Raw genomic sequence first — 25,621 nt, 5'->3', positions numbered from 1 at the left:
TTTAAGCTGAATTTTTTTCTTCTTCACTGATTTTATCAGAATTTTTTAAATTTTGATTTAAAACTTTTTTCTTTCTTCTTCTAGATTTGCACTAAATTTCTTAAATTCCGTTTTTTTGTAAATTTCCAAAAGTTTTTCAAAATTTTTAGTCTCAAATTTTAGTTTGTTTTTGTCATATTCTATTTCAAGTTCCCTTTTTACAGTCGCAAGATCTCTACTCAAAAAGGCTTTTTCTTTATCGTTTATAAGATTTTCTTTTTGTTTTCCTTTTAAATCTTCAATATTCTTATAAAGATTTTCCAAATTTTGGTAAGTTGTTATAAGTTTTACACCGTTTTTAGGCCCAATTCCTGTAACGCCTGGAATACCGTCGGACTTGTCTCCCATAAGTCCAAATAAATCAGGAATTTTATCAGGAGTAACTCCCAAATAGTCGACGACATCGTTATCATTTCTTATATATTTAAAATTCGAGTCTTTGTCATTTCCTTTGCCAAGTAGTGCAATGTTTATTTTCCCATTTACAAGCTGAGCTAGATCTTTATCTCCTGTTATGATAAAAGTTTCTATCGGTTCCTCATCTTTTGAAAAATGTGTTGCAAATGTCGCAATTACATCGTCAGCTTCTTGTCCTCTTTTTTTATATTTTGGGATGTTGTAGCCGTCCAAGATGTCCATTATAATATCCAGTTGTGCGACAATTTCTTCTGGCATACTTTCCCTATTGGCTTTGTATGTCTCAAGCTCATCACTTCTTTCAAGCTCCTCTCTTTTCACATCGAGACAAGCAACCAGATAGTCGGGACTAAATTCTTTTATGACATTTTCTAATGTATTGATAAATCCAAATGTAGCTCCTGTTGGAAGACCTTTAGAGTTTCTCATTCCCATCAGTGCAAAGTGGCTTCTGTAAATAATTGCACTCGTATCTAATATTACTGCTTTTTTCAAGTTAAAACCTCATTTCTAAATTTCCATTTCTAGTTTAATCATTTTAATATTTTTTCTAAGCGGATTATTTTTAAAATCTTCTGTCTTTTTAAATCCAATTTTTTCATAAAATTTTATCTCATTTTCCAAATCGTCTGAAACATAAGTAAAAATTTTCTCAAATCCTTTTTTGTAGCAAAATTCCAGAATCTTAGTGAGAAGTAATTTTTCTAATTCTTTTGCACGGTAATTTGGGTGCAAAATAAACCATCTAAGCTCGGCTTCTTTATAATCGTTTACCATAATGCAAGAAAATCCTATGATTTCGTTATTATATTCGACAATCCAGATTTTGTCACTTTTTTCATCATAAGTTTTAAAAAAATTTGAAAAAGAATTAACAATATTTGCTTCAAACGACAGCGGAAAATTATACTTTTGGATGTAAATTAAGCTATAAATATAAATTAGATAACTTATATCACCATACATCAAAGTATCTCTAATAAAAATATTTTCCAAGTTAATTTTTTCGTTCACATCCAAAATCATTTTTATCGAAGACATATCTTTTACAAGTCTTTCACGATCATAAATATCCAAATTAGAAAATATTTCTTTAGTTTTTTTGTCAGACATTCTGTTAAAATTTTTTAATTTATTTTTTCCTTCTTTAGTCAAATCGAAATAATAAAGCCTTTTATCTAAAAGCGATAATTTCTTTTTAACCAAGTTAAATTTTTGAAATTTTCTCAAAGTTCTGTTTACAAAATTGCTTTCCAAATATAAATTCCTGCAAATTTTTTTGGAAGTGCAATCTCTTAAATTATTAATTTCATTTAATATTCGATATTCATTTAAAGAAAAATTATAATTTACAATATCTTTATAGAAATTTTTTATAATATTGATGTAATAAAAATTAAAATTTCTCATAGTTTCAATTTTCTTTTTTTCGTATTCCATCTAAAAATTTCACCACCCAAAAAATTATACCTTTAGTTATAATTTTTAATGTTTTAACACAGAGATTATACAATTATTTTACATAATATGCAAATTTTTAATTTAGAAGTGACTTATAAGAAATATTTTTAAAAAAATTGTAAAAAAAATTGAAAAATGGTATAATTATATTGATTTTAAGAAGTTTGGGGAGTAAGTAATTGTAAAGATTTTTGTTTTTGTAAAAGTTTTTACTATTATTTGCTTCTCTTCTTAAAAAAATAAAAAAATTAGGAGGAAAAATGTTTGACGAAAAAATATGTGAATTTGATTTAGGAAGACAGAAAATAAAAATAAGTACAGGAAAAATAGCTAGACAAGCGGGAGGTTCTGTAGTTGTTAGTTGTGGCGGAACGATGCTTCTAGTCACAGCTACTCGAAGTAAAGATGTAAAAGAAGGACAAGATTTTTTCCCGCTTACTGTGGATTATATCGAAAAATTTTACGCTTCCGGGAAATTTCCTGGTGGATTTATAAAAAGAGAAACTAAGCCAGGGACTGATGAAATCTTGATTTCAAGACTTATTGACAGACCGATTAGACCACTGTTTCCAGAAGGATTTTTAAATGCAGTGCATATTGTAATTACAGTTATTTCTTATGATGAAATTAATTTTCCAGAAAATTTGGCGACTATTGGAGTGTCAGCGGCGCTTGGATTATCGGATATACCATTTGCAGGGACGGTTGCTGGAGTTACAGTTGGGTACATTGACGGCGAATATATTTTAAATCCGACGGCGGAAGAACTTTTACAGAGTGAAATTCAACTTTCTGTTGCTGGAACTAAAGAAGCCGTTACAATGGTAGAAGCAGGAGCAAAAGAAGTTAGTGAAGAAGTGATGTTAGAAGCGATAATATTTGGGCACGAAAAGATTAAAGAAATTTGTCTTGAGCAAGAAAAATTTTTGTCTCAATTTGATGTGAAAAAGTATGAATTTGATAAAAAAGAAGTTCCATCTGAAATAAAAGAATTTGTTGACTCATTTGAAAATGAAGTGGAAAATGCGATTATGACTCCTGGAAAACTGGAAAAATATGAAGCAATTGACAATTTGGAAACTGAATTATTTGAAAAATATTTAGAAAAATTGGAAAATGATGGAAATGAAAATCTGAAAGATAAAGACTTTTTAAAAGATTTGGAAAAGGCTTTTAAAGGATATTACAGAGATGTTGAGAAAAAATTGGTAAGAAACGCTATTTTATATAAAAAATATAGAGCGGATGGAAGAACTACGACACAGATCAGACCGCTTGATGTGGAAATTGATACACTTCCTGTGCCACACGGTTCAGCTTTGTTTACAAGAGGAGAAACACAGGCGCTTGTCGTTGCAACGCTTGGAAGTAAGGAAGACGAGCAAATTATAGATGGAATGGAAGATGAGAGCAGAAAAAAATTCTTCTTGCATTACAATTTCCCACCGTATTCAGTTGGAGAAGCAGGATTTATGAGAGCACCTGGTCGGCGTGAATTGGGACACGGAAACTTGGCTGAAAGAGCACTAAAATATGTAATGCCAGATGAAGAAACATTCCCTTATACAGTGAGATTAGTTTCAGAAATTACAGAATCTAACGGTTCATCTTCGCAAGCAACTATTTGCGGCGGTTCACTTGCACTGATGGCAGCTGGAGTTCCAATAAAATCAACAGTTGCAGGAATTGCGATGGGACTTATAAAAGAAGGGGAAACATTTACTGTGTTAACTGATATTCAAGGTTTGGAAGATCACTTGGGAGACATGGACTTTAAAGTCGCTGGAACTAAAAATGGAATTACAGCAATTCAAATGGATATAAAAATCGAAGGAATTACTAGGGAAATAATGGAAATTGCGCTAAAACAGGCTTTGGATGGAAGAATGTTCATTATTGATAAGATGGAGCAGGTGATTTCCAAACCAAGACCAGAAGTTGCTAAAAATGCTCCAAAAATAGAAATATTTAAAATTAATCCTGATAAAATTGCAGGACTTATCGGGTCTGGAGGAAAAAATATAAGGGCAATTATTGATGAAACTGGAGTTTCTATTGATATTGAAGATGATGGAAAAGTATCAATTTTTGGAAATGATACTGAAAAAATGGCAAGAGCTTTGGAACTTGTCAAACTTCAAACTCAGTCAGTTGAATTGAATTCAATTTATGAGGGAAAAGTTACAAAAATTATGAAATTTGGTGCTTTTGTAGAAGTTTTACCAGGAAAAGAAGGACTTCTTCATATTTCTGAAATTAGCGATAAAAGAATTGCAAAAACTGAAGATGCGCTAAAAGAAGGTGATATTGTAAGAGTAAAAGTAATTTCAATTGAAAATGAAGATAAATTTAATTTGAGTATCAAAGCGTTAAATAATTAATAAAATTTAAATTAAAGTTAAGGAGTGATGTTTATGAATTTACCTAATAAATTAGCAACATTAAGAATTATTTTAGTTATTCCCTTTGTCATGGTTTTGACATTGGCATTAAAAGCTGAAAATTCAGCGTTTGAAATAACTATGAGAATTTTGGCGACAATTATTTTTGCAGCGGCTTCTATTACAGATTACTACGATGGGAAAATTGCCAGAAAATATAATTTAGTCACAAATTTGGGAAAACTTTTGGATCCGCTTGCCGATAAAATTCTTGTAATTTCAGCTTTGGTAACACTTACAAAGTTTGACGAAATAAGCCTTTGGTTTGTACTTATAATCATTTTTAGAGAATTATTAATAACAGGGCTTCGTTCGATTGTAGCGGCGGAAGGTGTTGTAATTGCAGCGGGAAATTTAGGAAAATGGAAGACATTTGTTCAAATGGTCGTTTTGGTAATTATAATTTTATTTCCATTAAGTTTTAAAATAAATAATATATTGCTTTTAATTCCTGTTATTTTAACAGTTGTGTCAGGAGCAGAATATCTTTTGAAATGTAAAAAAATTTTAAATAAATAAGGAGAATTTAAAAATTGAATTTTTTTCTAATTGCTGATATAATTAGCGTGTTGTTAGATATATATGAAACCATCATCGTTCTTAATGTTTTAGGCTCTTGGATTGATCCTTTTAATAATATGGCTTTTTTTAGAATTATTAAAAAAATTTCTGATCCATATCTTAAAATATTTAAGGTTAATATATTCATTGGAGGAAGAGGTTTTGATTTTTCAGCTATTATAGGATTGATGGTTTTAGAATTTATCAGAAGCCTTTTTGGTATGGCTTTTTAAAAAATAGTTTTTTTATAAAAATATTACATTTTTGAAAGTGACGTAAAAATAAAATTTTGAAATGGTAATTTTTTTAGTTGCCATTTCTTTGTGTAAAAACTTTTTAAGGAGGGAAATTTTGCAAAGAAAATATAAAAAAGTTTATTTGGATATAAAAGGAAAAATTATAGATGGAACTTTTAAGTCGGGAGAATTTCTGAAAAGCGAAATGGAACTTGCAAAAAGTTATTCATATTCCAAAGATACAATAAGAAAGGCACTTTCAATGCTTGAATTTGACGGTTACATTCAAAAAATAAAAGGAAAAAATTCTCGTGTTTTGGAGTATGGGCGATTTAAAAATAGTCTGTCGAATTTGCAGACTTCACAAGAATTAAATAAAATTGAAAAAATTGACATAAAAACAAATGTTATAAGTCTTTATGTAGTACAAGGTGAAGAAGAAATTATGGAAATTTTTGGAGTGGATGAAAAAATTGATTTTTACAAGGTTGTGAGAAACAGAGTTTTAGATGGGGAATCCTTGGAGTATGAAGTTGCATATTTTGATAGGAGAATTGTGAGATTTTTAAATAGGGAAATTGTGCAAAATTCTATTTACAATTATTTAGAAAATGAATTGCAACTTAAAATTTCACATTCTAGAAGGGAGATAAAATTTCGCAATGCAACTTGCCATGAAAAAAAATATTTGGATTTAGGGGATTATAATATGGTTGTTTCAATAGAAAATTATGTTTATCTTTCAAATGGTACGTTGTTTCAATATGGTATAACTTCTTATAAACCTGATAAATTTGTATTTTCAACTATGGCAAAAAGATAACTATAAAAAATTTAAAATTAGGAGGACAAAATGAAAAAATTTTTAAGTTTAGTTATAATATTTTTATCTATTTCTTCACTAAATTTTTCAAAACCAAGTATTTTTAATAAAAAGGAACTTGCACCGATAAAAGTAAAAGAAATAGTGCTTTCAAAAATTCCAGGCGCAACATTTGCAAATATTTTGGAATTTGACAAGGAAAATGACTTTTACAGAGGTGAAGTAAAATATCGAAATATGACTTACAATTTTAAGATTAATCCTTATAATGGAAAAATTATTGAGTGGGAAGAAAATGAGATAAAGATAAATTAATAAAAATAAAAAAACCCAAGTTTCTCTGAGTAGAAATTTGAGTTTTTTTTAATTATCCTTGCATTCCTAAATATGCAGCTCCTAAAATTCCAGCATCATTTCCAAGTTTTGCTGTAACGATTTTCAATGTTTCAAGAGTTGAAGGGAAAGCCACTTCTTTTATTTTTTCTTTAACTTTGTCGAATAAGAAATCTCCACTAAGTGCAACTCCACCACCAATTACAACAATTTCAGGATCCAAAATATTTAATAAATTACCAATTCCAAGTGCTAATTTTTCTGCTTCATAGTCGACAATGCCAAGTGAAAATTTATCACCTTGTTTTGCAGCGTCAAATACATCTTTTGCTTCTAAATCTCTTCCCTTTGTCATTTTGTACAGCAGATTCTGTTTATTCACTGCAAGACGGCTTTGAGCCTCACGGATTATTCCCGTAGCTGAAGCATAGGCTTCCCAACAGCCTTTTTGTCCGCAACCGCATAATTTTCCATTATGTTCAATTTTTATATGTCCAACTTCTCCACCAGCACCATTTAGTCCGCTTATAAGTTTGCCATCTACGATAATTCCGCCACCGATTCCAGTTCCAATAGCTAGCCCTAAAACATTTTTATAGCCTTGTCCAGCACCTTGCCACATCTCACCTAGTGTTATGACATTTACATCGTTGTCAGCCTTCACTGGAATTCCAAGATTTTTTTCAAATTCAAGTGCCAAGTCAACACCGTTTTTCCATGGAAAATTTGCCCAGAATTTTACTATCCTATTGTTTAACACGGGTCCGGGAACACCAATTCCAACTGATTTTACGTCACTAAAACTGACATTACTAGTTTCAATTTGTGCTTTTAAAATATTTGAAAGTCTTTTTATTGTTTCTGAGAAACCTTCAATGGAATCTGTTTTTGCGATTGTGGTAAAAATGATATTTCCACTTTCATCAACTAAACCTAATTTTGTGTTAGTTCCACCTAAATCAATTCCAACATAATATTTCATATTTTCTTCTCCTCAAATTTTTATTAAATAATTTACTTTACTTATAGTTTACCTCATTTTTTTTTGATTTGCAAGTCTAAAAATTATTAACTTTTTATTCAATTATTTTTTTAATTGTAAAATACTTTTAAAAATGAAAAATATAGACTTTTTTTCCAAAGATGAATAGTTAGATTAGAATTTTAAACTGAGTAAATTAAGGTAAAAAAAAATAAAAATATTGGAATTTCTAAGAGAAAAATAGTATAATAAAAAATAAAAAATTATTCAAAATTATTGAAAGGACTTAAAAGAATGAAATTTAAAAATATATTAACGTCATCATTTTTAGCGGCAGCTCTTGCTAGTGGAACAACTATGGCAGAAACATCAGTTTTGCAAAATAAACAAGTTGTTCAAAATACGAATGTATCTAGTGACATGTACAGAGCGCAAGATGCATTTGCAGCTGTTTATGACAAAGCAAAAGATTCGGTTGTAAATATTAGAACAAAATCGACAATCGTGGTGGAAACTTATAATCCGTTAGAAGCTTTCTTGTTTGGAACTTCAGGAAGAAGACGTGAAAAAAAAGAAACAGGAAGTTTGGGATCAGGATTTATTATTTCAAGTGATGGTTATATTATGACAAATAACCATGTTATCAATGGTGCGGATGAAATTTATGTAAAAATGTCAGATGGACAAGAATATTTGGCAAAACTTGTGGGAACTTCTCCAGAAGTTGACATCGCCATATTGAAAGTTATGGCAAATAGAACATTTAAACCGCTTAAATTTGCAAATTCAGACAATATAAAAATAGGACACTGGGCTATTGCGTTCGGAAATCCTTTAGGATTAAACAGTTCGATGACAGTTGGAGTGATTGGTGCATCTGGAAGAAGTTCACTTGGAATTGAGCAAGTCGAAAACTTTATCCAGACAGATGCTGCAATTAACCAAGGAAATAGTGGAGGTCCTCTGCTTAACATCAATGGAGATGTAATTGGAGTAAATACGGCAATTTATTCAACAAATGGTGGAAGTGTTGGACTTAGTTTTGCGATTCCATCAAACCTTGCATCAAATGTAAGAGATTCAATCCTAAAATCTGGAAGATATGAAAGACCTTATATTGGAATTTCTGTGCTAGATTTGACACAGGAAATAAAAAAACAAAGAAATATTCCATATTCAACAGGAATCATGGTTCAGCAGGTTTATTCAGGTTCTCCGGCTGCAAAATATGGACTAAAAGTGGGGGACGTCATTCTTGAAATAAATGGAAAAACAGTGACTTCTGCGGGAGCGTTTATTGGAGAATTGGCAGCTAAAAAAGTAGGGGAAACTGTAAATTTAAAAGTTTTCTCAGGTGGAAAAGAAAAAAATATATCGATGAAATTGGAATCATTTAGTTATTCTAATCAACAGACAAATACTCGAAGAAGATAATTTGAAAAATAAAAAAAGATTCTCTCAAAATTGAAGGAATTTTTTTATTTATTTAAAAAAGTTTGAAAATACTAAAATAATTCTTGATTTTTATATAAAAAAAGGTATAATACAAGTGATGAAAAAAACAAATTAAAATTAAAATTAAAAATTAAAAAAATTATTAATAAATTATCACTTATTTACTCATCTTAAAACTATTTTTAAATATTTTTTTGATTTTTATTTAAAAAAAAGTGAGGTACAGTTATGACTAGTAACTTAAAGGAAATAAAAAAACAATTAAAATCTTTTGCAAAAAGAGTTAAAGATTTTAAATATACCGATTCAGCACTTATTACATTTTTACTTACTGGAATGATAGCAATCAGCGGTATTTCATTTAATCTTTATTCAGCTCCGGATGAAATAAAAGTGCAGACGCAAGCGATAAACACGTCGGTTATGCAACTTAAAAGAGACTTTAAGCGAGCAAGACAAGAAAATAATAAACTTCTAAGAAATACAAATTTGGAATTAATTCAATTAATGGAACAGGGAGATCACGTAGTTAAATCACCTTGGAGCTCTTGGCAATATGGAATGAATTATGTGTATAACGACTGGCAAGGAACTTATAAAGGTCGTGGAGATAAAAAGGCAAAATATCCTTATGAAGGAGTTTATCAGAGAAGTTTGGACATTTACGAGAGATCAGTTTCGCCAGACAGTGACAAATACGGACTGTTAAGCAGAAACAGAAGACCAAATTTTGCCTTGGGTTCAGCCGCTGGATACGGTATAGGAAGTTTCAAACCTGTTAAGGAGCCAATTGTACCATTTGAAGTGAACGCAGGGATACGTCCAAGAAGCATAAATAAATCAGCAATAAGAATAGCAGATAAGACTGCGGTTACACCTACGTTGCCAGAAGCAATTAGTTTTACACCGCCAAAACCAGTTATTAGTATTCCAAAAGATCCGTTTACTCCAAATCCGCCGACATTTGCGATAGTATTGGGAGCAGATTGTAATGTTGGGTGCAATAGTAGTCCTAGGGCAAGACAAAATCAAAATACTAGTTTTGCTTTAAATACAACAAATCAAGCTGTATATAACATACAATCTATATTACACTATACATGGCCAACTGGAGGGTTACCATATGGACTTCCACAAGAACAAGCTGGACTCGCATTTAAAATGTATTCGGATACACGTAATGATTTTACTTTAGGAACAACAATTCCATATAATGCTACTACAAATGGTAGTCTTCATTGGGGAGCTTCAACAGCCGCTGGAAACACAGCAAATGAATACTATTTTAACTCATATAACTTTGGAGATAATACTGAATTTGGAGCAATTTCTAATTCCGATAGTACAACAGATAAAAATCATCAACATTTTTTTGTGGGTGGTTCTAGATTTATTGAAAATGATAATAGCGGCTCAACTAATGTAAGAAACGAAATTCCAAACGGAAAAACTGTAAATTTGGGAGGAATCTTAACTTTAGGATTAGTATCTCAAGGTTGGAATACAGATCAAGTAAATAACGGAAAAATTACAGATGAAAAAGAAAAAGAAGATGGTTGGATAAAAAATATGACCTATAATACAGATACAGATATGGATGGAGTAAATGATTCGTTATTAATACATGGACCTACAGAGGATTATTATGTAAAAAGAAATGAAGATGGTTATGTAGGATATAAAGTGGGGATAGCATTAGTAGAAGAAGATCAAGTACAAGGTGGTAAAATATTAAATGATAGTAATGGAGTGATAGATTTTAGAGGAGAAAGATCTATTGGACTATATACTTATCTTACAACATTAGTATCAAATAGACCTATGATTAACAAGGGGGAAATTAATTTAAGTGGAAAAGAAAGTTATGGTATGAAACTAGGTTCTCATACTACAAGTGCTGTAACGTTTACTAATGAGGGAAAAATAAATTTAAGAAAAAACGTAAATGCTAAAGCAGATAATTCAGCAGCAATGGCACTTATGGAGGATACAAGTGTTACAACAAATGTAAATTTGGATAGAGGAAAAGCTATAAATGAGTCATTAGGTACTATTAAACTTGAAAATGTACAAAATTCGTTAGGAATGTTTGTTAATATAGACTCAGATATGACAAATAAAGGTAAAATTCAAATAGATTCAGATATAGCTGAAGTTGATACAGATCAACCTATGAACGTAGCAATGAGAGCTGATTATGGAACTGGGCATGGAGGGACTCAAGCTGTTGGTTTAAATGCTGAAGTAATAAATGATACTACTGGTGAAATTAGCTTAAAAGGGAAGTTTGCAATTGGACAATTGGCAAGATTATCTACGGCTACAAATAAAACAGGTGGTAAGATAATAACTAATGGTGATGTAAAAAATTCTATTGGAATGTCTACTTTAGGTGGAGTACTTAATAATGATGGAACAATAACAGTAACTGGAAGTGGAGTTACAAAAAATATTGGAGTATTTTTGAATAAGTATGAATTATCAGGAACTACATATAATCCAAAAGGTACTTTAGGAGCAAATAGTAATATAACTGTGTCCGGAGATAGCTCAACAGGTATATTGATTAATGGTTTATCAACTGGAATGCCAGCTTCTTTAAAGTATGGTGGAAATGTATCAGTTACAGGAAATGGAGTTTCAGGAATAATTGTTGGAGATAATGATACTGGTAAGGCTGAAGTAACAGTAGAAAATGATGGTACAGTAACTGTAAATAATGGAACATCAGCATCTGCTGGAGTTTATGAATATATGGAAGGTGCTAATAAGAAGAAACAAGGTTCTTATGGTATTATTGTAAGTAAAGATTCAAAACTTGTAAGTGATGGAACTCACAAGATTAATGCTGATATTAATATAAAAGGGCAAGAATCAGTTGGACTATATACTGGTGAAAATGCTAAATTAGATGTTAACAATCACACAGTAAAAGCCTACGAAGGAGCAGTAAACTATGATGCTGAAAAAGGTTCTACATTGACATTGACAGGAACAGGAACTGCAACTACAGGGCAAAAGTCATTGCTGTTCTATACAGGGTCAGATAATGCAAACCAAGGAAAAGTTTTAATAAATGGAACTATGACAGCAACTGTTGAAGGTGGAACAACTCCTAATACTAGAGGTAACGCTTTTCTTTATGTAGGAAATGGTGGAGACTTTGGGAAATCTCAAATTGAAAACTGGGCAAAGAATAACTTTGGAGATGGAACAAATACAACTTTAGGGCATTTAACATTAAATATGAACAGCGGTTCAAGACTTTTCATTGCACAAAATGTTAAGATGGACCTGTCTGATACGACTGGAAATACAGTTTCAACTGCTACAGGTGCACATATAAATGGAACTGACTATAAGACATTCATGCTGTATTTAAGCAAACTTGCAATCAACCAGGATGTAAATTTAGATGATGCAACTGACGCATATAACCAGCTTGAAATTTCAAATTCATCAATAACAAATGCAAATACTAAGACTATCACAGGAACAAAGGCTGATCAGGTTGCAATGGCACAAGAAAATGATAAGGTTTTATATCATAGAAATGATGTTGTCTTGTCAAATGAAGGAACAATTAACTTGAGCGGTGCAGGTTCTACAGGAATGTATGCCAAGTTTGGAGAATTATACAACAAGGCAACAGGAGTTATGACAATTGGTGACAAATCAACTGCTATTTATGGTATTGATGATTCATTGATTGAAAATGCAGGTAAGATCACAATAGGTTCTAATTCTACAGGACTGTATTCAGAAGGTTCCACATCACAGACAATAAAAAATACAGGAACTATAGAAACGTCTGGAAATGATTCGGTTGCGATTTCCTACAAGCCAGATGCGGGACTTGGTTCAGGAACAGTGCTTGAAAATACAGGAAAAATCACAATGACAGGTGACAGAAATACAGCAGTTTATGCAACAGGAACACCAGGATATACAGCTAAAAACAGCGGAACAATCACATTGGGAGATTCAGCCTCAATTACAAGTCCTAATGTCGGGCTTTACACAGATCATAATAGTGTACCATTGCAAAATACAGGAAAAATAGAATCTGGAAACAATACAATTGGAGTATATGGACACAATGTAGAAAATTCAGGTGACTTGAAGATAGGAAATGCTGCAATTGGAATTTACTCTCAAAGCGGAAATGTTAATTTAACAGGAGGAACAATTACAACTGGAACAGATGAGGCAGTTGGAGTTTACACAGTGGGAAGCGGACAAACTGTTACAAACAGCGGAACTGCATTCAACATTGGAAACAACTCATTTGGATTTGTAAACGTCGGAACGGGGAATACAATAACTTCAAGCATTTCAAATGTAGGGCTTGGAGACAACAATGTGTACATGTATTCAAATGATACTGCAGGAACTGTGACAAATTCTACAAAAATAACTTCTACTGGAGAACAGAACTATGGAATCTATTCAGCAGGAACAGTAACAAATAATGCAGATATTAATTTGTCAAGCGGAAAAGGAAGTGTGGCAGTTTACAGTATAAAAGGTGGAACTGCGACAAATAATGCGACAATTACGGTAGGAGAGTCAGATGTTGCAAACAGCCTTTACTCAATAGGTATGGGTGCAGGATATTCTACAACTGATACAGGAAACATTGTAAATAAAGGAACAATTAATGTAAATGGAAAACACAGCATAGGTATGTATGCAAGTGGAGCAGGAAGTACGGCGACAAATGATGGAAACATTGTATTGAATGCAAGCAACACGACAGGTATCTACGTTGACAATGGAGCGACAGCAATTAATAACAAATCAATTACGACTGGTCCAGGAACTTACACAAATGCAGTAGGGGTATATCTTGGAAAAGATTCTAAACTGATAAATAACAAAGGCGCAACAATTAACATAAATGCCAAGAACGGTGTGGGAGTTTACTTGAAAGGTGGAATAGTAGCAAACTACGGAACAATCACAGTAAATGGTGCTTCTAAAACAAATAACAATGATGTGGACGGAAACATAATATACCAATTTACAGTGCCTGAAACAGGAAAAGGAGTAGGCGGAGTAGCAATTGATGCACCAGCAGGAGCTCAGACTGCTACAATCACACTAAATGGAGTGCCGCAAACACCAGTGGTAGTAAATACAAAAGGTAGAAACCCGATAACAGTATCAGCTTCAAGTATTGGACTGTATGTAAATACATCAGGAGTTGACTACACAAGATCAATAGACGGATTGCAAAACTTGACAAGTGAAGCAGACTTAATTATTGGTAATGAAGCGGCTGAGTCAACAAACAGCAAATATATATTAGTAAACGATCCTAATATAATAAATCCGTATAAAACAGCAATGCTAAGCAATCCAAACATTAAATGGAATGTGTACTCAGGTTCAATAAGTTGGATAGCTACTCCAACACTAGATCCGAATGACGGTTCAATAACAAGCCTATATATGGCAAAAATACCGTATACAGAATGGGCAGGAAAACAGGCTACGCCAGTAGACAGCACAGATACATACAACTTTGCAGACGGGCTTGAGCAAAGATACGGAGTTGAAGCTTTAGGAACTAGGGAAAGACAGGTATTCAGCAAATTGAATGGAATTGGAAACAACGAGGAAGTATTACTGTACCAAGCATTCGACGAAATGATGGGGCACCAATATGGAAATGTTCAACAGAGAATAAATTCCACAGGAAATGCTTTGGACAAGGAATTTAGTTATTTGCATGATAACTGGAAAAATTCATCTAAACAAAGCAACAAAATTAAAGTATTTGGTCAAAGAGATGAATACAAGACTGATACAGCAGGAATAATTGATTATACAAGTAACGCCTACGGTGTGGCTTACGTTCATGAAGATGAAACTGTAAGATTGGGAAATTCTTCTGGATGGTATGCAGGAGCAGTAAACAACAGATTTAAATTCAAAGATATAGGAAAATCAAGAGAAAATCAAACTATGGTAAGAGCAGGATTATTCAAGACAATGACACCAGCAAAAGATTATAATGGTTCACTTAGATGGACAATAGCAGGAGATGTATTTGCAGGAAGAAATGAAATGAAACGTAGATTCCTAGTAGTTGATGACATCTTTAATGCAAAAGCTGACTATACATCATATGGTGCGGCATTCAAGACAGATTTGGGATATGATGTCCGTTTGAGTGAAAGAGCACACCTAAGACCATATGGAGCGTTAAAGATGGAATATGGAAGATTTACTGATATTAAAGAAGATTCAGGGGAAATCAGACTAGAAGTTGACGGAAACGACTATTTCTCAGTAAAACCGGAAGTTGGATTGGAATTTAAGTATGTACAGCCAATGGCATTAAAAACAAACTTGTCAGTAGGACTTGCAGCAGCGTATGAAAATGAATTGGGAAGAGTTGCAAACGGTAAGAACAAGGCAAGAGTAAGATACACAGAGGCCGACTGGTTTGGAGTTAGAGGAGAAAAGGAAGATAGACGAGGAAACGGTAAATTTGACCTTAATGTCGGAATTGACAACACAAGATTCGGAGTAACAGTAAATGCTGGATATGACACTAAGGGAGAAAATGTAAGAGGTGGACTTGGATTTAGATTGATTTATTAGTTAAATTTTTGAAAATACAGTAAAATAAAAAAATAACTCTTTATAAATTTTAGAATTCATATTGAGTTATTTTTTTATTTTTTTACAGTTAATTTATTTTTTAAAAACGATGGAATAACTCAGTAATTTGTGATATACTTAAAGTGCAATTTTAGTAAAAAAAATTAGGAGAAAATTGAAAATGGAAACGAAAAAAATTAATAGAGTTGCCTTGATTATGGCGGGAGGAAGTGGTACTAGATTTTGGCCCTTGTCGACTAATGAAAAGCCGAAGCAATTTTTGGACTTGGTGTCGGAAAAGACAATGATTAAAGAAACAGTTGACAGAATTTTGAAACTGATACCAAGTGAAAATATATTTATTTCAACAAATATAAATTATTTGGAAATTGTAAAAAAGGAGTTGCCGCAAATACCAGTAAGGAATATTATTTTTGAGCCAATGGCACGGGATACTGCAGCTTGTATTGGGTATGCTTCGCAAATAATTGACAAAATTATGGGAAATAGCATTATGGCTGTGTTGCCGTCTGATCATTTGATTGAAAAGGAGGATGAATTTTTAAAAAGCCTTGAATTTGCATTTGAGGCGGCAAAGGAAGACAGGATTATTACGCTTGGAATAAGACCTTCGTATCCTGAAACTGGGTACGGATATATTGAATATGTGAAAAAAAATAAAAGTTGCGAGAAAAAAGATGGACTTTGCATATACAAGGTTAAGAGATTTAGGGAAAAGCCAAATAAGGAACTTGCGGAAAAATATATTGAGCAGGGAAATTTTTTATGGAATAGCGGAATATTTGTCTGGAAGACGAAGTTCATTTTGAGCGAGATAAAAAAACATATGGATTCGCACAAAAGTGTTTTGGAAAATATTGAAAAATTACTTGAGAAAGTTGATTTAAAAGAGTTTCATGGAGAAAAATTGAGTAGTTATGTCAGAGATGAATTTAAAAATTTTGAAAAAATCTCGATTGACTTTGGCGTGATGGAGCATACAAAATCTGTGAGCGTGATTCCTGTGAATATTGGTTGGAATGATGTTGGAAGTTTTAAGTCACTGGGAGATATTTTTTCAAAAGATGACAAGGGAAATGTTGTAAAATCTGAAAAATTTGAGAAAATTGACTCTGAAGGAAACATTATCATCAACAAGGAAAATGATAAAATGATTGCAACAATTGGACTGGAAAATATTGTTATTGTAAATACAAAAGATGCACTTCTGGTCTGTCATAAGGATAAAAGTCAGGAAATTAAAAAGATACTGGATAAAATTGAAAAAAATAAAAGTTAAGGAAGTTTAAGAAAGATGAAAAATAAAAATAAAATTGATGTTATTGATGAAGGAAAAAAAGTTTTTGAAATTGAAATAGACGAATTAAAAAAAGTTAGAAATAAAGTTGATGAAAATTTTGAAAAACTTGTGAATATGATTTTTAATTTAGAAAAAAATAAAGTTGTAATTACAGGGATTGGAAAATCTGGAATAATTGGAGAAAAAATAGCTGCGACTTTGGCTTCAACTGGAACAAGTGCCATTTTTGTAAATTCAGCAGAAGCGCTTCACGGCGATTTGGGAATGATAAGCTGTGGGGATATTGTCATAGCAATTTCAAATAGCGGAAATTCAGATGAAGTTTTGAGCATTTTGGATCCAATAAAAAAAATTGGAGCAAAAATTGTCAGCCTTACTGGAAATAAAAATTCAGCACTTGCGAAACATTCTGAAGTTGTAGTAAATATCGGAGTTGATAAGGAAGCGTGCCCAATTGGTCAAGCGCCGACAAGTTCGACAACTGTAACACTTGTCATGGGAGATGCAATAGCATCAAGTCTTATGAAACTTAGAAATTTCACAAAAAATGATTTTGCAAAATATCATCCTGGTGGAAGTCTTGGAAAAAGACTTTTGTTGCATGTGTCAGATTTAATGCACATTGGCGATGAATTACCTGTACTTTGTGAAGATGATCCGATAGAAAATGTCATTATGACTTTGACAAAAAAGAAGATGGGAGCTGTCTGCATTTCTGAAAATGGAAGAATTAATGGAAAACTTAAAGGAATTATAACAGAAGGAGATATACGACGAGCATTGCAGCACAAAGAAAAATTTTTTGGCTACAAGGCAAAGGACATTATGACAAAATCGCCTATTTTTATTCATAAAGAAGCGATGGCACTGGAAGCGTTGAAACTTATGGAAAATAGAAAAAATGAAATTGGAGTGCTTCCAGTTACGGAAGATGGAAAAGTTATTGGAATTATTAGAGTGCACGATTTGGTTGGGTTAAAATAGGAAAATTGGATTAAAAAAAATAGAAAAAAATAGAAAAGATAGAGAAAGAAAAAGAGAAAGGAAATTGATGGATAATAAAAGTTTATTAAAGGGAACGCTTGTCTACACGCTCTCAAATGTTGTCACAAAAATGGGTTCACTTGTATTTTTACCGATAATCACAAGGCTTTTGACCGTTGAAGAATATGGAATTGTCGGAATGTTAGAGCCAATTGCCACGCTTTTTGCGGTATTTTTAGGACTTGGAATTTATAATGCGCAAATGAAAAAATATGTGGATTTAAAAGATGATCCAAAAGAATTTGGAAGTTTCTTGTTTTCTTCGTTTTTTGTCATAATAGTTTTTAACTTATTAGTTTTTTTATTTTTAATAACGCCGTTTTCAAAAAAAATATTTTCATATATAATTGACTTAAATAAAATTGATTACAATTCACTGATTATTTTAACAATTGTAATAGGATTTGTAAATGCTTTAAATACACTTGCAATAACACTTTTTAGAATGAAAAAGATGTACAGAAAAGTTGCATTTGGAAGTTTAATCAAACTTTTTTCAAATTATTTCTTAGCGATATATTTTATAAAATATATGAAGTTAGGAGCGCTTGGAAATCAAATTGCAAATTTTGCGGCTGTAGTTTTGCTTTTGATTTATTGCTTTAAAGATTATTTTGGAAAATTTAATTTTAAATTTAAGAAAGAATATGTAAATTATTCACTAAAAAATGGATTGCCACTAATTTTCATTGAATTAACTGACCAAATTGTAAATTTTAGCGACAGAATCGTTTTGGGAAAATTTATTCCAATTGCAATTGTTGGAGCTTACAGCCTTGCATTTACTGGTGGAAGGGCGCTTTCAGTAATAACTGGCTCGTTTATAAACAGCTGGACTCCAGAGTTTTATGAAGCAATGAAAACTGATAGAAATAATCCCAAAATTACAAAAAGTCTTGAAACATTTTTGGGAATAATTTCGTTTGCATGTGTAATTGCGCAGCTTTTTGCGCCAGAAGCGATAAAACTTATTTTTCCAAAAAGTTATGCCGCTGCAATTGACTTTATTCCGTATGTTCTTGCGGGAATTGTGATACAGGCGCTTGTATGTCTGGATTATTTTTTCCATTTTCATGAAGACAGCATGTATATTTTCTATTTTTCAGTTTTTGCGATGGCTTTTAATTTAATTGGGAATTTAATTTTGATTCCAAATTTTAAAAGTTATGGGGTATTTATTGCATTGTGGACAACAATTTTAGCATTTTTATTGAGAGCAGTTGCCGAAATGGTCGTCATAAAAAGAAAATATCATATTTCTTTTAATTACAAAAAAATGTTTTTTTATTTGATAATTTTATTAAATCCAGTGATTTTTTATCTGTCAAATCATGAAGTTTCGTGGATGAAATTTGCGTTAAAAATAGTTTATTTGGGAATTATTGCAAAAATACTTATTAATAAAGAAGTTGCTGAAAAAATAAAAAATATTTTTAAAAAATTTGTGAAAAGATGAAATAAATAGGAGAAAATTATGAAATTTACAATTTTTACGCCGACTTACAACCGAAAAGAATTACTAAAAAAATTATATGTTTCATTGCAAAATCAGACTTTCAAAGATTTTGAATGGCTGATTGTCGACGATGGCTCAAATGATGGAACGAATGAACTTGTAAAAGATTTTTTAAAAGAAAAAAAACTCGACATAAAATATTTTTTTAAGGAAAATGGCGGAAAACAGAGGGCGTATAACTTTGCGCTGGAAAAAGCACAAGGAGAATTGTTTATCTGTCTTGATTCTGACGATGAATACAAAAATTATGGGCTTGAAATTATTTTAAAATATTTAAAAAAATATGAAAATAACAAAAATTTAGCTGGAATGGGCTATCTTTCAACTTATCCAAACGGAAAAATTATAGGAAGCGCTTTTCCAAAAGACGAATTAATTGCAACACAGTTTGAAGTTTATAACAAATACGGCGTAACAGGAGATAAAGGGCTTGTATTTTTTACAAAAATTATAAAAAAATTTCCGTTTCCTGTATTTGACGGCGAAAAATTTATAACTGAAGCTGTCGTTTATAACAGAATTTGCAGAAATTATAAAATGCTTTATGTCAATGAAAAAATTGAAGTCAAAGATTATCAAAAAGATGGACTAACGGCAAAATATAACAATTTGCTGCTAAAAAATCCAAAGGGACAGGCGCTTTATCATAACGAAATAAATTTTGAAAAATTATCTTTTAAGCAAAGGTTTTTAAATAACGCAGTTTATTACAAATTTTGCAGATTTTCAAATTATAGCTGCTTAAAATCTTTTAAAGAGTGCAACAGCAAGTTATTTTTTGTTTTGGGAAGTTTTTTAGGATTTATTATGTGGTTGAAAGATAAAAAAAATTTTTAGAAAAGAAAAATTATTAAAATTTATAATAATAGCAAGGGGTCAAGCCATCTTGTCAAATATTAAATTTTATAAATTTTTATAAAATAAAAATAATAAAAAAAGGAGAAAAATAAAAAAATGAAAAGAGATAAACTGTTATTTTTAATATTTCATATATTTGTAATAGCTTTTGTGTTATTTTTAAAAGTGGCAGTACATTTTGAAAACATAAAGTCAGATATGAAATTTTTAGAAGTTTTGCTTATGTTTGTCTATATTTATGTATTCTTAACAGCAAAAGTTTATTTAGATTGGCTAAATTCCTATATGATTTTTTTGTACACCACATTTTTATTCAATTTTACGAGAATTTTTTTAGATGTTGTAAATTACCGTGAATTCGGCTGGGCAACAAAATTTGCCAATTTTTACTTTTATTACGATGTCCGAATAGAAATTATAACAATATTTTTATTAGTTTTGCTATTTACACATCTAGGATTTTTTATTGGAATTATGAATGAAGAAATCTATGAGTTAAAAAGCAGCGTAACACTTCAAAAAAATCCCATTTTTGAAAATTTAGGAATGTTCTTATTCATAATTTCATTACCAGCTCTAGCTTACAAGATGCTGCTTCAGTTAAAAGTAATTTTAAGTGCTGGATACGAAGCATATTACACAGGAATTTTAAAAAATGTCGAATATCCCGTTTTTACAAAAGGAAGCGGAACAATAATGACAATCGGATTTTTAATATTTTTAATTTCCATTCCTAAAAAAAAGAAATTTTTATTCGTTTCGGCACTTTATTTAATGGTAAAATTATTGGATTCATTCAAAGGAGCAAGAGCGATTTTCTTAACTCAATTATTATTCGTTATGTGGTATTACGCAAAAGTTTATGGAATAAAGATAAAACCAAAGACAATGGTAAAATTAACGGCTTTTACAGTAATTTTTTCCCAATTTCTGGTCTCATTCAGAAGTAAAAAAATATTCAGTTTCGACTTAATAAATTCAATCTGCAACTTTTTATTCTCACAAGGAGTAAGTTACTTAGTTTTAGGATACACAGTCAATTTCAAAGGCAAAATCGTGGGTGCAGGTCCATATCCTTACATTTTACAAGGACTTTTTGGATTCAAGCCACAGTCAATGGACACGCTTTACATGACAAATTCATTAGCTGACAGATTGACATACGAGCTAGATCCCACAGCGTATTTAAAAGGAGAAGGAATAGGTTCAAACTACATCGCTGAAATGTACGATTTAGGATATATTTGGCTAATTATAATCTCAATTTTATTGGGAATCGCAATCATAAAATATGAAAAATATGTTGTAAAAAACAGATTTTTATTGCTTACAAGCTATTATTTCATCCCAAATTTATTTTACATTCCAAGAGGTTCATTCTTTGGAGATGGATTAATCAAAAATATGGCGCTATTAGTGGCAGTTTATGCAATTGTTACAAGTATTGACTACATGTATAAGCAAATTGAGAAAAAAAGGGAATTGGAGAGAATTAAAGTTTAAAAATAAAAAAATTATAAAATTTTTTATAAAATAATAATAATAATAATAATTTTTATTATAAAAATATTTAAAAATTTAATATAATTTGATTTAAAAATAGGAGAAAAAATGTCAGAAAAAAAATTATAGATAAAAAAATATATTATGTCTGGATAGGAAATACAAAAAAGCCAGAGATTTTTTACAAATGCTTGGAATCTTGGAAAAAGAATTTACCAGATTTTGAGATAATTGAGATTAACGAGAAAAATTTTGATATGGAAAAACATCTAAAAAAGAACAGATTTTTTCGTGAGTGTTATGAGAAAAAATTGTGGGCGTATGTTTCAGATTACATGAGAGTTCATTTTATGTATGAAAATTCAGGAATCTATGTGGACACGGATATGGAAATAATAAAAAATTTGACACCAATTTTGGAAGAAAAAATTTCTTTTTTTCAAAATCAAAAAGATAAAATTTCAAAAAAAATGGAATTTTTTATTGGCTACGAAGACAAAAAACATATAAGTGTAGGTATTTTTGGAACAACGAAACATAATGAAATTTTAAAAGAAATAATGGAGTTTTACGAAGCTGACATTTGGGAAAAACCTATTTGGACAATTCCAAAGATTTTTACTTATGTTTTTGAGAAAAAATATAATTTGAGCGAAAAAAGAGAAAATATTTTAAAAGATGGAGAAATTGTAATTTTTCCAAAAGAATACTTTTATCCATACGGTTATCACGAAAAATACACAAAAGATTGCATAAAACTTGAAACTTATGGGATTCATTGGTGGAATGACAGCTGGAGCAGCTTATCTGCAAGTCTTTTTTTGGAAACGAAACATTTGAAAGGAATTCCAAAAATTGTAAAAAAAATACGGATAATTGCCAGGTATTATTTGAAAGAGAAGAAATGAAAATAGATTAAATATTAAATAAAACAAAAAAATATATAAATCAATATAATTTTTATTTTATCCAAGGCATTAAAAAAATTATAAAACAATTATAAAATATGTTACAATAAGTCTAAAAGTCTAAAACAAATAATTTATAAAAAGAAAGGAAGTAAATAAATGTACATAGATCCAATAATAAAAGGAATAGAAATATCAGATATAAGAAAAATTCATGAAAGATTGTCAGCTTATAAAAATGTAATAAATATGACAATTGGGGAGCCAGATACGGATGCACCGCAAAAAGTAAAGGAAGCAATCGCTTATCATGCTTTAAACAGCCCAATCAAATATTCACCTGTAGGTGGAATGCCTGAATTAAGAGAAAAAATTGCAAAATTTTATAATGAAAAATTTGGAGGGAATTACAACAAAGACAATGTTTTAGTTACAGTTGGTTCGACTGAAGGACTTTCTTCTACACTTAAAACAATTCTTGCAGAAGATGACGAAGTGTTAATTCCAACTCCAGCATACGTTGGATATGAGCCATTAATTAGGGTTGCAAGAGCAAAAACCATTTTTATGGATTTGGAAGAAAATAATTTTATTTTGACTGAGAAAATCTTGGAAAAATATATTACATCAAAAACTAAATTAATAATTTTGACTTATCCAAATAATCCTTCAGGAATTACATTGCCGAAAGAAGAAATGATTAAAATAGTGAAATTTTTGAAAGATAAAGAAATTTATTTGTTAAGCGATGAAATTTACGCTTCAATCGCTTTTGAAAAATTTACTTCTTTTGCAAAATATTACAATGAATTAAAAGAGCAGTTAATCGTTGTAAATGGATTTTCAAAATCACATTCAATGACTGGACATAGACTTGGTTATACACTTGCAAATGAAAAATTACAGGCTCAAATAAAAAAAATAAGTCAATATACTGTGACAAGTGCTTCTACATTATCTCAATATGGAGCAATTGCTGCACTCGACTATTGTTCAGATACAACTGAATTGTCAGAAATTTATAAAAAAAGAGTTTATTATTTTGTGGAAGAATTGGAAAAATTAGGATTTAAGTGCTTGAAACCTAAAGGGGCATTTTATGTATTTGCGACATACAAAACAATTGATAAGTTTAAAAATGTAGGTTCTTTTGATTTTATTTTGGATTTGTTGGAAAAGACTGAATTAGCAATAATTCCAGGAATTACATTTCAAGTGGAAGGATATGTGAGATTTTCGATTGTGCATGACTTGCCTGTATTGGAAGAAGCGATTGCAAGATTGAAAAAATATATCGAATCTAAATAAAAATAGAAATTAATTTTTAAAATTGCAGAAAATTTGTTTGGTAATCTTGTATAAATGATGGGATTACCAAATTTATTTTTAATTAAAGTGAAAAAATTTTATGGGAAAATGGAGATGGAATGGAAAATAAAGAGAAAAAAATTTTAAAAAAAGGTGATAAAATACAGCTGAAAATAGCAGGACTTAATACGAAAGGTCGTGCATACGGCTTTTATGGAGATGATGAAAACAGGATTTTTCCAAATATAAATGCTGCTGAAGGACAAATTGTTGAAGGAATTTTTGTGAAGAGAAGAAGAAAGTATGAATTGATTCGATGTGAAATTATTGATTTTGCAGGTAGAAAAAATGCGATTTATGACGAAATTGCTAGACAAAATGGTGGTTGTAACTATCAGTATTATTCATATGATGAGCAACTTGCGATAAAAAATTCTAACATTGAAAAAGAAGTGAAGAAAATTGCAAAATATGATTTTACTTTTGAAGAGCCGGTTAGAAGTGTCGAAGTGGAAAAATATCGAAATAAAATGGAATTTAGTTACGGAAATGCTATGAAAGACGGGCCTATGATTTTGGGACTTCATAAACAAAACAGTTTTCATGATATTGTTGAAGTAGATGGATTGAAATTGATGGATGATAACTTTAATAAAATTTATGTTTTTTGTAATGAATTTTCAAAAGCGACAGGGCTGGATTTTTATCACAGATTGGATCATATTGGTTTTTTTAGAAATTTAGTTATTAGAAAAGTGGATTTTACGAAACAAATTTTGGTAAATATGGTTACGACAACTCAAATTGAAGATGAGAAAAAATTGGAATTTCAAAAAGATTTAGTTGAAGGATTGTTGGCTTTGAAGCTTGAAAATGGATTTGAAATAACAGGAATTTTACATACATTTAATGACAATTTTTCTGATTCGGTTGTTTCTGAAAGTGAGGAAATTCTTTTTGGAAAAAGAGATTTGGAAGAAGAAATTTTAGGATTAAAATTTAAAATTAGTCCATATAGTTTTTTTCAAACAAATTCAAAAACAGTGGAAAAATTATATGAAAAAGTGCTGGATTATTTGGATGAAATAGAAGGGGAAAATATTCACAATTCAATTGTATTTGATTTATTCAGCGGAACAGGGACAATTGGGCAAATTGTTTCAAAAAAGGCAAAACAAGTTTATGGAATTGAGCTTGTGGAAGAGGCTGTTGAAAAGGCGAATGAAAATGCAAAATTGAACGGTATCGAAAACGCTCATTTTATCGCAGGAGATGTTTTTGAAAAATTAGATGAGTTTGATAAAAATGGAATCAAGCCAGATATTATAATTTTAGATCCACCTCGTGCAGGTGTTGGAGAAAAGACGCTTAATAAATTGCTAAAATATGATGTGAAGGATATAATTTATGTGTCTTGCAATCCAAAAACATTTAATATTGATTTGAAGGTTTTGCAGGAAAATGGGTATGAGCTGGTAAAAATAGCTACAGTTGATATGTTTCCAGTTACACAGCATATGGAAGTTGTATCAAGGTTGAGAAAGATTGAAAAATAAAATATTAATAGGGAGAAGATTTTAATTGATTTTCTCTTTTTTTAATTTGTTTTTTATAAAAATGCTTGATAAAATTATAAACATTAATTCATTAGTTAAATTATCAAAAATTTATTTCAAAAATATATAAAATATATATATTAAAAAAAATCTTTATTTAAGACAATTGGCAAACTTCTTAATTTAATTTTAAAAATAATCTTATTGAAAAATTTTAAAAAATAAGATACACTACATATATGAATTT

At 30.6% G+C, this 25,621-nt stretch carries 17 protein-coding genes and 1 pseudogene; 15 read left to right on the top strand and 3 right to left on the bottom strand.

What is annotated here, in order from left to right:
- Positions 1-57: 57 nt before the first annotated feature.
- Together AB8B22_RS06040 and AB8B22_RS06035 are read right to left on the bottom strand one after the other, a co-directional pair.
- Complete coding sequence (locus tag AB8B22_RS06040) at positions 58-951, bottom strand: 5'-3' exonuclease (RefSeq protein ID WP_369710442.1); 894 nt, start codon at positions 949-951, stop codon at positions 58-60.
- A 15-nt stretch (positions 952-966) separates the two neighbouring features.
- A complete protein-coding gene (locus tag AB8B22_RS06035; protein ID WP_314081325.1) occupies positions 967-1,896 on the bottom strand; it encodes a helix-turn-helix domain-containing GNAT family N-acetyltransferase in 930 nt (309 codons plus the stop codon).
- A 281-nt stretch (positions 1,897-2,177) separates the two neighbouring features.
- On the opposite strand from AB8B22_RS06035, the gene pnp reads away from it, so the two are divergent.
- The 5 genes from pnp (at position 2,178) to AB8B22_RS06010 (ending at position 6,293) form a co-directional block, all read left to right on the top strand.
- Positions 2,178-4,298 (top strand): polyribonucleotide nucleotidyltransferase, encoded by a 2,121-nt coding sequence (gene pnp, locus AB8B22_RS06030; RefSeq protein ID WP_369710441.1) that lies wholly within the window; start codon positions 2,178-2,180, stop codon positions 4,296-4,298.
- A gap of 33 nt (positions 4,299-4,331) precedes the next feature.
- Positions 4,332-4,877, top strand: a complete 546-nt coding sequence (gene pgsA, locus AB8B22_RS06025; RefSeq protein WP_314081321.1) for a CDP-diacylglycerol--glycerol-3-phosphate 3-phosphatidyltransferase — start codon at positions 4,332-4,334, stop codon at positions 4,875-4,877.
- A 14-nt stretch (positions 4,878-4,891) separates the two neighbouring features.
- The gene (locus AB8B22_RS06020) at positions 4,892-5,152 is read left to right on the top strand and encodes a YggT family protein (protein WP_094080317.1); all 261 of its coding nucleotides are present in this window, start codon (positions 4,892-4,894) and stop codon (positions 5,150-5,152) included.
- A gap of 118 nt (positions 5,153-5,270) precedes the next feature.
- The gene (locus AB8B22_RS06015; RefSeq protein ID WP_172826470.1) at positions 5,271-5,978 is read left to right on the top strand and encodes a UTRA domain-containing protein; all 708 of its coding nucleotides are present in this window, start codon (positions 5,271-5,273) and stop codon (positions 5,976-5,978) included.
- A gap of 30 nt (positions 5,979-6,008) precedes the next feature.
- Positions 6,009-6,293: a PepSY domain-containing protein gene (locus AB8B22_RS06010; RefSeq protein ID WP_094080319.1), complete on the top strand. Its 285-nt coding sequence runs from the start codon at positions 6,009-6,011 to the stop codon at positions 6,291-6,293.
- Between the two features lie 52 nt (positions 6,294-6,345).
- Here the strand turns inward: AB8B22_RS06010 and AB8B22_RS06005 are convergent, their stop codons facing one another.
- Positions 6,346-7,293: an ROK family protein gene (locus tag AB8B22_RS06005; protein WP_094080320.1), complete on the bottom strand. Its 948-nt coding sequence runs from the start codon at positions 7,291-7,293 to the stop codon at positions 6,346-6,348.
- A 294-nt stretch (positions 7,294-7,587) separates the two neighbouring features.
- Here AB8B22_RS06005 and AB8B22_RS06000 point away from each other — a divergent pair, with 294 nt between their 5' ends.
- The 10 genes and pseudogenes from AB8B22_RS06000 (at position 7,588) to rlmD (ending at position 25,374) form a co-directional block, all read left to right on the top strand.
- On the top strand, positions 7,588-8,727 hold the full coding sequence (locus AB8B22_RS06000; RefSeq protein WP_369710440.1) for a S1C family serine protease: 1,140 nt from the start codon (positions 7,588-7,590) through the stop codon (positions 8,725-8,727).
- Positions 8,728-8,976: 249 nt separating this feature from the next.
- Entirely contained in the window at positions 8,977-15,360 is a 6,384-nt protein-coding gene (locus tag AB8B22_RS05995) for an autotransporter-associated N-terminal domain-containing protein (RefSeq protein ID WP_369710439.1), read from the top strand.
- A gap of 196 nt (positions 15,361-15,556) precedes the next feature.
- Positions 15,557-16,660 (top strand): mannose-1-phosphate guanylyltransferase, encoded by a 1,104-nt coding sequence (locus AB8B22_RS05990; protein WP_369711932.1) that lies wholly within the window; start codon positions 15,557-15,559, stop codon positions 16,658-16,660.
- Between the two features lie 15 nt (positions 16,661-16,675).
- The gene (locus AB8B22_RS05985) at positions 16,676-17,665 is read left to right on the top strand and encodes a KpsF/GutQ family sugar-phosphate isomerase (RefSeq protein WP_369710438.1); all 990 of its coding nucleotides are present in this window, start codon (positions 16,676-16,678) and stop codon (positions 17,663-17,665) included.
- A 67-nt stretch (positions 17,666-17,732) separates the two neighbouring features.
- A complete protein-coding gene (locus AB8B22_RS05980; RefSeq protein ID WP_369710437.1) occupies positions 17,733-19,181 on the top strand; it encodes a lipopolysaccharide biosynthesis protein in 1,449 nt (482 codons plus the stop codon).
- A gap of 18 nt (positions 19,182-19,199) precedes the next feature.
- Positions 19,200-20,078, top strand: coding sequence for a glycosyltransferase family 2 protein (locus AB8B22_RS05975; protein WP_369710436.1), 879 nt, complete (start codon positions 19,200-19,202; stop codon positions 20,076-20,078).
- 117 nt (positions 20,079-20,195) lie between these two features.
- On the top strand, positions 20,196-21,602 hold the full coding sequence (wzy, locus tag AB8B22_RS05970) for an O-antigen polysaccharide polymerase Wzy (RefSeq protein ID WP_314081300.1): 1,407 nt from the start codon (positions 20,196-20,198) through the stop codon (positions 21,600-21,602).
- Positions 21,603-21,715: 113 nt separating this feature from the next.
- Positions 21,716-22,510 (top strand): annotated as a pseudogene (locus AB8B22_RS05965) (glycosyltransferase); the annotation flags it as partial.
- A 159-nt stretch (positions 22,511-22,669) separates the two neighbouring features.
- The gene (locus tag AB8B22_RS05960; RefSeq protein ID WP_369710435.1) at positions 22,670-23,818 is read left to right on the top strand and encodes a pyridoxal phosphate-dependent aminotransferase; all 1,149 of its coding nucleotides are present in this window, start codon (positions 22,670-22,672) and stop codon (positions 23,816-23,818) included.
- A gap of 119 nt (positions 23,819-23,937) precedes the next feature.
- Positions 23,938-25,374, top strand: a complete 1,437-nt coding sequence (gene rlmD, locus AB8B22_RS05955; protein WP_369710434.1) for a 23S rRNA (uracil(1939)-C(5))-methyltransferase RlmD — start codon at positions 23,938-23,940, stop codon at positions 25,372-25,374.
- Positions 25,375-25,621 lie beyond the last annotated feature (247 nt).

The sequence above is a fragment of the Leptotrichia rugosa genome, from assembly GCF_041200005.1.
GTDB lineage: Bacteria > Fusobacteriota > Fusobacteriia > Fusobacteriales > Leptotrichiaceae > Leptotrichia > Leptotrichia rugosa.
Note: the sequence above shows the minus strand (reverse complement) of the source record. Positions and strands in the feature narration are given on the sequence as shown.

What these genes read in the sequence shown, in the direction of transcription:
- AB8B22_RS06035 (WP_314081325.1), bottom strand. Translation starts at nt 1,896, where the DNA reads ATGGAATACGAAAAAAAGAAAATTGAAACTATGAGAAATTTTAATTTT.
- pnp (WP_369710441.1), top strand. Translation starts at nt 2,178, where the DNA reads ATGTTTGACGAAAAAATATGTGAATTTGATTTAGGAAGACAGAAAATA.
- pgsA (WP_314081321.1), top strand. Translation starts at nt 4,332, where the DNA reads ATGAATTTACCTAATAAATTAGCAACATTAAGAATTATTTTAGTTATT.
- AB8B22_RS06010 (WP_094080319.1), top strand. Translation starts at nt 6,009, where the DNA reads ATGAAAAAATTTTTAAGTTTAGTTATAATATTTTTATCTATTTCTTCA.
- AB8B22_RS06005 (WP_094080320.1), bottom strand. Translation starts at nt 7,293, where the DNA reads ATGAAATATTATGTTGGAATTGATTTAGGTGGAACTAACACAAAATTA.
- AB8B22_RS06000 (WP_369710440.1), top strand. Translation starts at nt 7,588, where the DNA reads ATGAAATTTAAAAATATATTAACGTCATCATTTTTAGCGGCAGCTCTT.
- AB8B22_RS05995 (WP_369710439.1), top strand. Translation starts at nt 8,977, where the DNA reads ATGACTAGTAACTTAAAGGAAATAAAAAAACAATTAAAATCTTTTGCA.
- AB8B22_RS05985 (WP_369710438.1), top strand. Translation starts at nt 16,676, where the DNA reads ATGAAAAATAAAAATAAAATTGATGTTATTGATGAAGGAAAAAAAGTT.
- AB8B22_RS05980 (WP_369710437.1), top strand. Translation starts at nt 17,733, where the DNA reads ATGGATAATAAAAGTTTATTAAAGGGAACGCTTGTCTACACGCTCTCA.
- AB8B22_RS05975 (WP_369710436.1), top strand. Translation starts at nt 19,200, where the DNA reads ATGAAATTTACAATTTTTACGCCGACTTACAACCGAAAAGAATTACTA.
- wzy (WP_314081300.1), top strand. Translation starts at nt 20,196, where the DNA reads ATGAAAAGAGATAAACTGTTATTTTTAATATTTCATATATTTGTAATA.
- AB8B22_RS05960 (WP_369710435.1), top strand. Translation starts at nt 22,670, where the DNA reads ATGTACATAGATCCAATAATAAAAGGAATAGAAATATCAGATATAAGA.
- rlmD (WP_369710434.1), top strand. Translation starts at nt 23,938, where the DNA reads ATGGAAAATAAAGAGAAAAAAATTTTAAAAAAAGGTGATAAAATACAG.